The organism is Kitasatospora sp. NPDC056800, assembly GCF_042789775.1.
Taxonomy (GTDB): Bacteria; Actinomycetota; Actinomycetes; order Streptomycetales; family Streptomycetaceae; genus Kitasatospora.
The window spans coordinates 1-6,025 of sequence record NZ_JBHUAL010000328.1 but is presented as its reverse complement, the minus strand read 5'-3'; the positions used below and the strand labels follow the sequence as shown (position 1 = coordinate 6,025).

Annotated in this window: 5 protein-coding genes and 2 tRNA genes; 2 read left to right on the top strand and 5 right to left on the bottom strand. The window is 73.4% G+C overall.

The window, feature by feature from the left end; translation table 11 throughout:
* Positions 1-99 precede the first annotated feature (99 nt).
* Together tig and ACFRQN_RS39435 are read right to left on the bottom strand one after the other, a co-directional pair.
* A complete protein-coding gene (gene tig / locus ACFRQN_RS39440; RefSeq protein WP_074000685.1) occupies positions 100-1,491 on the bottom strand; it encodes a trigger factor in 1,392 nt (463 codons plus the stop codon).
* Between the two features lie 305 nt (positions 1,492-1,796).
* Positions 1,797-1,870: transfer RNA gene (locus ACFRQN_RS39435), tRNA-Pro, on the bottom strand.
* A 182-nt stretch (positions 1,871-2,052) separates the two neighbouring features.
* On the opposite strand from ACFRQN_RS39435, the gene ACFRQN_RS39430 reads away from it, so the two are divergent.
* A tRNA-Gly gene (locus tag ACFRQN_RS39430) sits at positions 2,053-2,123 on the top strand.
* 104 nt (positions 2,124-2,227) lie between these two features.
* On the opposite strand, the gene ACFRQN_RS39425 is transcribed toward ACFRQN_RS39430, so the two are convergent.
* Positions 2,228-2,785, bottom strand: coding sequence for a hypothetical protein (locus ACFRQN_RS39425; RefSeq protein ID WP_375877694.1), 558 nt, complete (start codon positions 2,783-2,785; stop codon positions 2,228-2,230).
* 189 nt (positions 2,786-2,974) lie between these two features.
* On the opposite strand from ACFRQN_RS39425, the gene ACFRQN_RS39420 reads away from it, so the two are divergent.
* Positions 2,975-3,766, top strand: a complete 792-nt coding sequence (locus ACFRQN_RS39420; RefSeq protein ID WP_143204453.1) for a DUF6348 family protein — start codon at positions 2,975-2,977, stop codon at positions 3,764-3,766.
* Positions 3,767-3,799: 33 nt separating this feature from the next.
* On the opposite strand, the gene ACFRQN_RS39415 is transcribed toward ACFRQN_RS39420, so the two are convergent.
* Positions 3,800-3,997 carry a hypothetical protein gene (locus ACFRQN_RS39415; RefSeq protein ID WP_049648957.1) on the bottom strand — a complete coding sequence of 66 codons (198 nt, stop codon included), beginning with the start codon at positions 3,995-3,997 and terminating at the stop codon, positions 3,800-3,802.
* A gap of 500 nt (positions 3,998-4,497) precedes the next feature.
* Positions 4,498-5,724 (bottom strand): PP2C family protein-serine/threonine phosphatase, encoded by a 1,227-nt coding sequence (locus tag ACFRQN_RS39410; protein WP_079271718.1) that lies wholly within the window; start codon positions 5,722-5,724, stop codon positions 4,498-4,500.
* Positions 5,725-6,025: the final 301 nt, after the last annotated feature.

The following is a 6,025-nucleotide window of genomic DNA, read 5'->3' as shown; positions in this document are numbered from 1 at the left end:
TGTGCGCTGGGGGGGGGGGGCCGCGGGGCCGGACGACAGCGGCCCCGGACACCGTACGGCGTCCGGGCCCGCTGCGGCCGGAAGGGGCTACCGGGGCGCTCAGGCCTCGGTCTTCTCCTCGGTGGCGGTCTCCTCGGCGGCGGCCTCGACGGTCTCGGCCGTCTCGTCCTCGTCGTCGAAGTTGACCTCGTTACCCTCGGTGTCGACGACCTTGGCGGCCTCGACCACGGTGGCCAGCGCCTTGCCGCGGGCGACCTCGCCGACCAGCAGCGGAACCTGGCCGCCCTGGACGACCTGCTGCGCGAACTGGTCCGGGGTCAGGCCCGAGCCGGCGGCGCGGCGGATGAGGTGCTCGGTGAGCTCCTCCTGGTTAACACCCAGCTCCTCGTTGGCGACGATCTGGTCCAGGACGAACTGGGTCTTGATGCCCTTCTTCGCCTGCTCCTCGATCTCCGCGTCCCACTCCTCGCGGGTCTTGCCCTGGGTCTCCAGGTACGCGTCGATGGTGAGGCCCATCGGCTGGAGCTGGTGGTGCTCCACGTTGTGCTTGCGGGTCTCGACCTCGTCCTTGAGAAGCTTCTCGGGGTACTCGATCTCAACCAGCGCGAGCAGCGCGTCCAGGACCTTCTCCTGGGCCTGGGTGGCCTGGTCGTACTCCTTCATGCGCTCCAGGCGCTTGCGGGAGTCGGCGCGCAGGTCCTCCAGGGTGTCGAACTCGCTGGCCAGCTGGGCGAACTCGTCGTCCAGCTCGGGCAGCTCCTTCTCCTGGACGGCGGTGACGGTGACGGAGACCTCGGAGGTCTTGCCCGCCTGGGTGCCACCCTTGAGCTCGGTCTCGAAGGTCTTCTCCTCGCCGGCCGACAGGCCGATGACGGCCTCGTCGATGCCGTCGATCAGACGGCCCGAGCCGATCTCGTAGCTGACGCCGTTGGCGGTGCCGTCCTCCGGCACCTCGCCGTCGACCTTGGCCACCAGGTCGACGACCACGATGTCACCGGCGGCGGCGGCGCGCTCGACGTCCTTGACCGAGGAGAAGCGCTCGCGCAGCTGCTCCAGCGACTTCTCGATGTCCTCGTCGGAGACGGCGATCGGGTCGACGGTCACCTCGATGGAGGAGAACTCCGGCAGGGTGACCTCGGGACGAACGTCCACCTCGGCGGTGAACTTCAGGTCGCCGCCATCGGCGATCTTCTCGACACCCTCGATGTTGGTGATGTCGGGCTGTCCGAGGACCTCGATCTTGCCCTCGTCGACGGCCTGCGTGTAGAAGCGCGGCAGGGCGTCGTTGACGGCCTCCTCCAGCACGGCGCCACGGCCGAAGCGCTGGTCGATGACCCGGTTCGGGATCTTGCCCTTGCGGAAGCCCGGGACCGAGACCTGCTGGTTGATCTTCTTGTACGCCGCGTCGAGGCTGGGCTTGAGCTCCTCGAAGGGCACCTCGACGGTGAGTCGAACCCGGGTCGGGTTCAGAGTCTCGACGGCGCTCTTCACGGTTAGGTCTCCTAGGGGCTTGCGGTCAGGTTGTCTCCGCCCGTCCCCGTCGTCCGGACGGAGCCGGAAGGGGGGTCGGACGAGACGGGCGATGGGCGGTTGGAGCTGCATCTCCCGTGGGGTGGACGGTGAGCTTGACTCCTCGCCCTCGTGCGGTTGACCTGGGTTGACGCCACAGGGACTACCGCCAGCGCCCCATCCTACCGGTACCACCAAAGGCGGACGCCAGGCGCCACCGTACCGCCGTCCGGGAGCGCCGAGACAGAACAGGGCCCCGCCCCTACGGACGAGACCCTGCCGCACTGTCGGGGTGACCGGATTCGAACCGACGGCCTTCCGCTCCCAAAGCGGACGCGCTACCAAACTGCGCCACACCCCGTGGTGCCGAGAGGAAGCGTACACGCCGGGCCTGGGCGGCTCGCCGACACAATCCGCCCGGGCGCGACGCGGGATATACCGCGCGGGCGCGCAGGGGGTGTGCGCGATCCGGTGTGCACGCGGGCGGCCGGACCAGGTAGGCTGTCCCCCGAACTTCCGGCCGGTGACGGCTGGGAAGGTCGTGCGGGCGTAGCTCAATGGTAGAGCCCTAGTCTTCCAAACTAGTCACGCGAGTTCGATTCTCGTCGCCCGCTCTCCGGTCCGGCCCCGGTGTGCCCAGCACACCGGGGCCGTCGACGTTTTCCCGTCCGGAAGCCCCCGGAGGCGTCGCGGGGCCACCCGGAGGCATTGCGGGGCCTCAGAGCCCGAGCCGGGCGGCCCGGGCGGCGGCCCGGTCCAGCAGCTGGTGGACGTCGCCCTCCCGGGTGGTCGGGCGGTCGTTGTACTCGTCCGGGGAGCGCGCCGGGCGGCCGGTGGCGTGCAGCACCTCCATCAGCTGGACCCGGGCGGTGCGCACGGTGGCCGGGGTGCCGTAGCCGTGCGCCAGGACGGCGGCCTGCGCGCCGAGCAGGCAGACCCGGCCGGCCTCGTCCCACATCGCGCCCTGGAGCCAGCCGTGCGCCCCGATGTAGCGGGAGGCGAGCCTGAGGTGGTCGGCCGCCGCGACCGGGACGGGCCGGGCGGGCCGGCCCAGCGCCCGGTCGAGCAGGGTGGCCCGGGGTTCGGGGTGGCCGGCCTGCCAGGGCCGCATGGTGCTGCCGTACGGGCAGACGTACGGCACCGGGGTGCGCGCGGGGGCGGGCAGCGAGGCGAGGTAGGCCTCGATCTCGGCGACCAGTCCGGAGTCCGCGGGGCCGAACGGCGGCGGAGCGGGGGCGAGGAGGACGGGCGGGGGCGGGGCGGCGCTGCGGGGCATGCGGGTCCTCCGGGCGGACGGCCTTCAGGTTCCGCTGCCCAAAGTGGGGCATGCCGGACATTTCCGCGACCGGAGGGCCGCGGGGTCCGCACGGTTTCCCGGTGGGCTGCCAGGCCGATAGCCTCGGCGGCGTTCGAGCGGAGTTCGAGCGCGACCTCATCCGCGCGCTCCCGAGGTGGAGGAGTCCCGGTGGGTCCTCAGGAGCGGCTGGCCGTCATACAGCGCTGTGTGGTCCGCGAGATGGCGCGGCTGGGCCAGGTGTTCCGCCCGGACGGCGAGGTGGTCCGCGGCCCCGGCACCACGGCGGTGGCGGTCCGCGAGCACCCCGGGGACGACGGCGCCGGGCACGTGGACCTCGGCTTCGTGCTGCACCTGGGCCGGGCGGACGCCCCGGTGGTGTGGGACTGCGCGGCCGGCCTCGGCAAGACCGAGGAGGAGAAGCTCGCCAACGCGGTGAAGATGTGGGCGACCACCACCGCCCCGGTGCTGGTCGAGTTCGCGGAGGGCCGCGGGGTGCACGCCGACCGCCCGGCCCTGCCCGAACTCCCGGGCTGGCGGGCGGTGCAGGGGCCGGCCGCGGTGTTCGGCTTCGGCAACGAGCACCTGGCGGGCTGGCTGGCCGAGCACCGGGTGCTGCCGGCGCTCGCGCCCGCGCTGCGCGCGGAGTTGACCGGGACCGGGCCGGTGGGCGTCAAGCTCTTCCTGGGCGGCAAGGCGGGGGACGACGTCGCCGAGGTCCGGGTGGGCGGCGAGGTGTCGGAGGCGGCCTCGGCGGCGCTGCGCGCGCTGGACTGGCCGCGGGGTGAACGGCTGTGCTGGGCCCGGCTGTTCGTCCTGCTGACGGCCGAGCCGGCGGCGTCGGGGCAGCACACGTCGGCGGGTGCCGTGGCACCCGCACCGATGCGTGTCCCGGCCCCGGCGGCCGCGCGCCCCCGGGGACTGTTCGCTCGCTGGCGGGAAGCCAGACGGGCCGGCCGGTAGCCCCGCGGCGGGGGTGCGGACGGCCCGGCCGGATCAGCCTCCGGTGATGCCGGAGATGCTGTGCGCGAGGTTGGCCAGCAGGGAGTTGATGGAGGTCGCGACCGTGGTCTCGTGCAGCATGAAGCCGAACAGGGCGGCGACGATCGCGTGCGGGATCTTCATCTGCTTGTTGCGGATGAAGATGATGCACAGGATCGCGAACAGGACCAGTGCGGAGACGGAGAGTGCCACCCGGACTCACTTCCTCGTTTTCATAGCGTGGTGCCGCCGCCCGGCGGCACCTGCGAAAGCCGGACCCCGGCCTGTCCGACGGTCCCGAGGCGGAATCGCGGACCGTCCGGCACACCGCCGGTGAGGGAGCCCGCGGTCGACCGCTGTCTGTCGTGCCGCACGTGACGCCCCCTATCCCCCGAATCCTGAACAGTCCCGCCCGGACTCAGTGTGGTCGACCGTGCCGATTGCGTAAAGGTCTGAAAGTCAGCCCAACGCCGATATCCTGCGATGCGAGACGAGTTTCCGCCGACCGGGACGATAGCGGAGCCGTCCTGACGAATCGTCGGCGGGGCCGTGCTGAGCGGCCGGGAAACCGTCGGGGGCGGGTAACGGAAGCCAGTGGTCCGGTCAGTCGACGGGGCGTCCGATTTGGCTGAAGATCAGCTGCCAGGCTTGACAGCCGCGGCTGCCTCCGGCATGTGCCCCGGCGACGGGGGCCGGGCGGGCGTCGGCGGGCGTCAGTCGCGCCAGAGCAGCAGCACGGCGCGGTCGTCGTTGATGTCCCGGGCGACCGTCTCGATCAGCGCGCCCGCGGCGCCCGCGCCCGTGCCGGGTCCGCCGCCGGGCACCAGCCGGTCCGCCTCCCCCATCAGCCGGTCCATGCCCTCCCCGAGGTCCCGGCCCGGCGCCTCGACCATGCCGTCGGTGCACAGCATCAGCACGTCGCCCCGGTTCAGCCGGCCTCGCACGCCCTCGAACTTGGCGCCGTCGTAGATCCCCAGCAGCGGGCCCTCGGCCTGCTTGACCTCCCAGCGCCCCTCCCCGGCCAGCCGCTGCATGCCCGGCAGGTGCCCGGCCGAGAGCAGCTCGTACTCGCCGGTGTCCAGGTCCAGCACCAGGTGGACGGCGGTGGCGAAGCCCTCCTCCCAGGACTGGCGCAGCAGGTAGCCGTTGGCGGCGGGCAGGAAGTCGTGCGCGGGCAGCGAGCCGACCAGGCCGCCGAAGGCGCCGGAGAGCAGCAGGGCGCGGGAGCCGGCGTCCATGCCCTTGCCGGAGACGTCCGCGAGGACCACCTCCAGCAGCCGCTGGCCGGGGCCGGTGCGCGCGGCGACCACGAAGTCGCCGGAGAAGGACTGGCCGCCGGCCGGGCGCAGCGCCATGTCCGCGTGCCAGCCGTCCGGCAGCTCGGGCACCCGGCTCTGCACCCGCAGCCGCTCGCGCAGGTCGAACAGCATGGTGGAGCCGCCCCACCAGGGCACGCCGACCCGGGCCCGGAACTGGGCGAGCAGCAGGCCGCCCACGCCGGCGGCGCCGACCACCAGGGCCGCGCCCGGGGTCACCCCGTAGAGGTACGCCTCGGGGTTGTTGCTGGCGACCCGCTGGCCGGTGTGGATCACGGACTCGGAGGAGAGGCCGAGGGCGGCCAGCGCGTAGAGCACCACCAGGCTGCCGGGGCGCAGCAGCAGGGCGCCGGCCAGGATCGGCAGGACCAGGGAGGTGGGCGGGGCCCAGCCGGGGATCCAGATGTTGAGCATGATCAGCAGCGGGACGAGCAGGGCGAGCGCGCAGAGCACCGGCCAGTCGGCGGCGCCGCCGCGGAAGTAGTCCACCCCGGCCGTGCGCAGCCTTCGGCGGACCCGGCGGAGCCTCTTGCGCAACCGGGCCGTCACGGACTCGGACGCCGGGGCGGCGCCGGGCCTCGTCGCAGTCGTCTGGGGCGGTGTGCCCGGCGCTCTGCCAGCCATGGGGTCCGACCCTATCCACGGGCACCGCCCGGCGTCGACGGGACGGGGGCGGGCGGTGGCGCCGGAGCGCGGGGCGTCCACCGGGTTTCGGCCGATCGGAACGGTTGCGGGCGTGCCGTCAGGAGGCCTGCGCGGGTTGGGCGTACGAACCGTGCGGGCGGCGCGTGCGCCCCGCGCGCGGGGATTCCGGCACGCGGGGGCCTGTGGCCGATCCCACAGGCGGCGCGGGGCCGTTCCGGGCGCGTCACGCGCTTCCGGGGGCCCGGAGACGGCGGCGGCCGGTCGCACGGGAGCGTGCGGC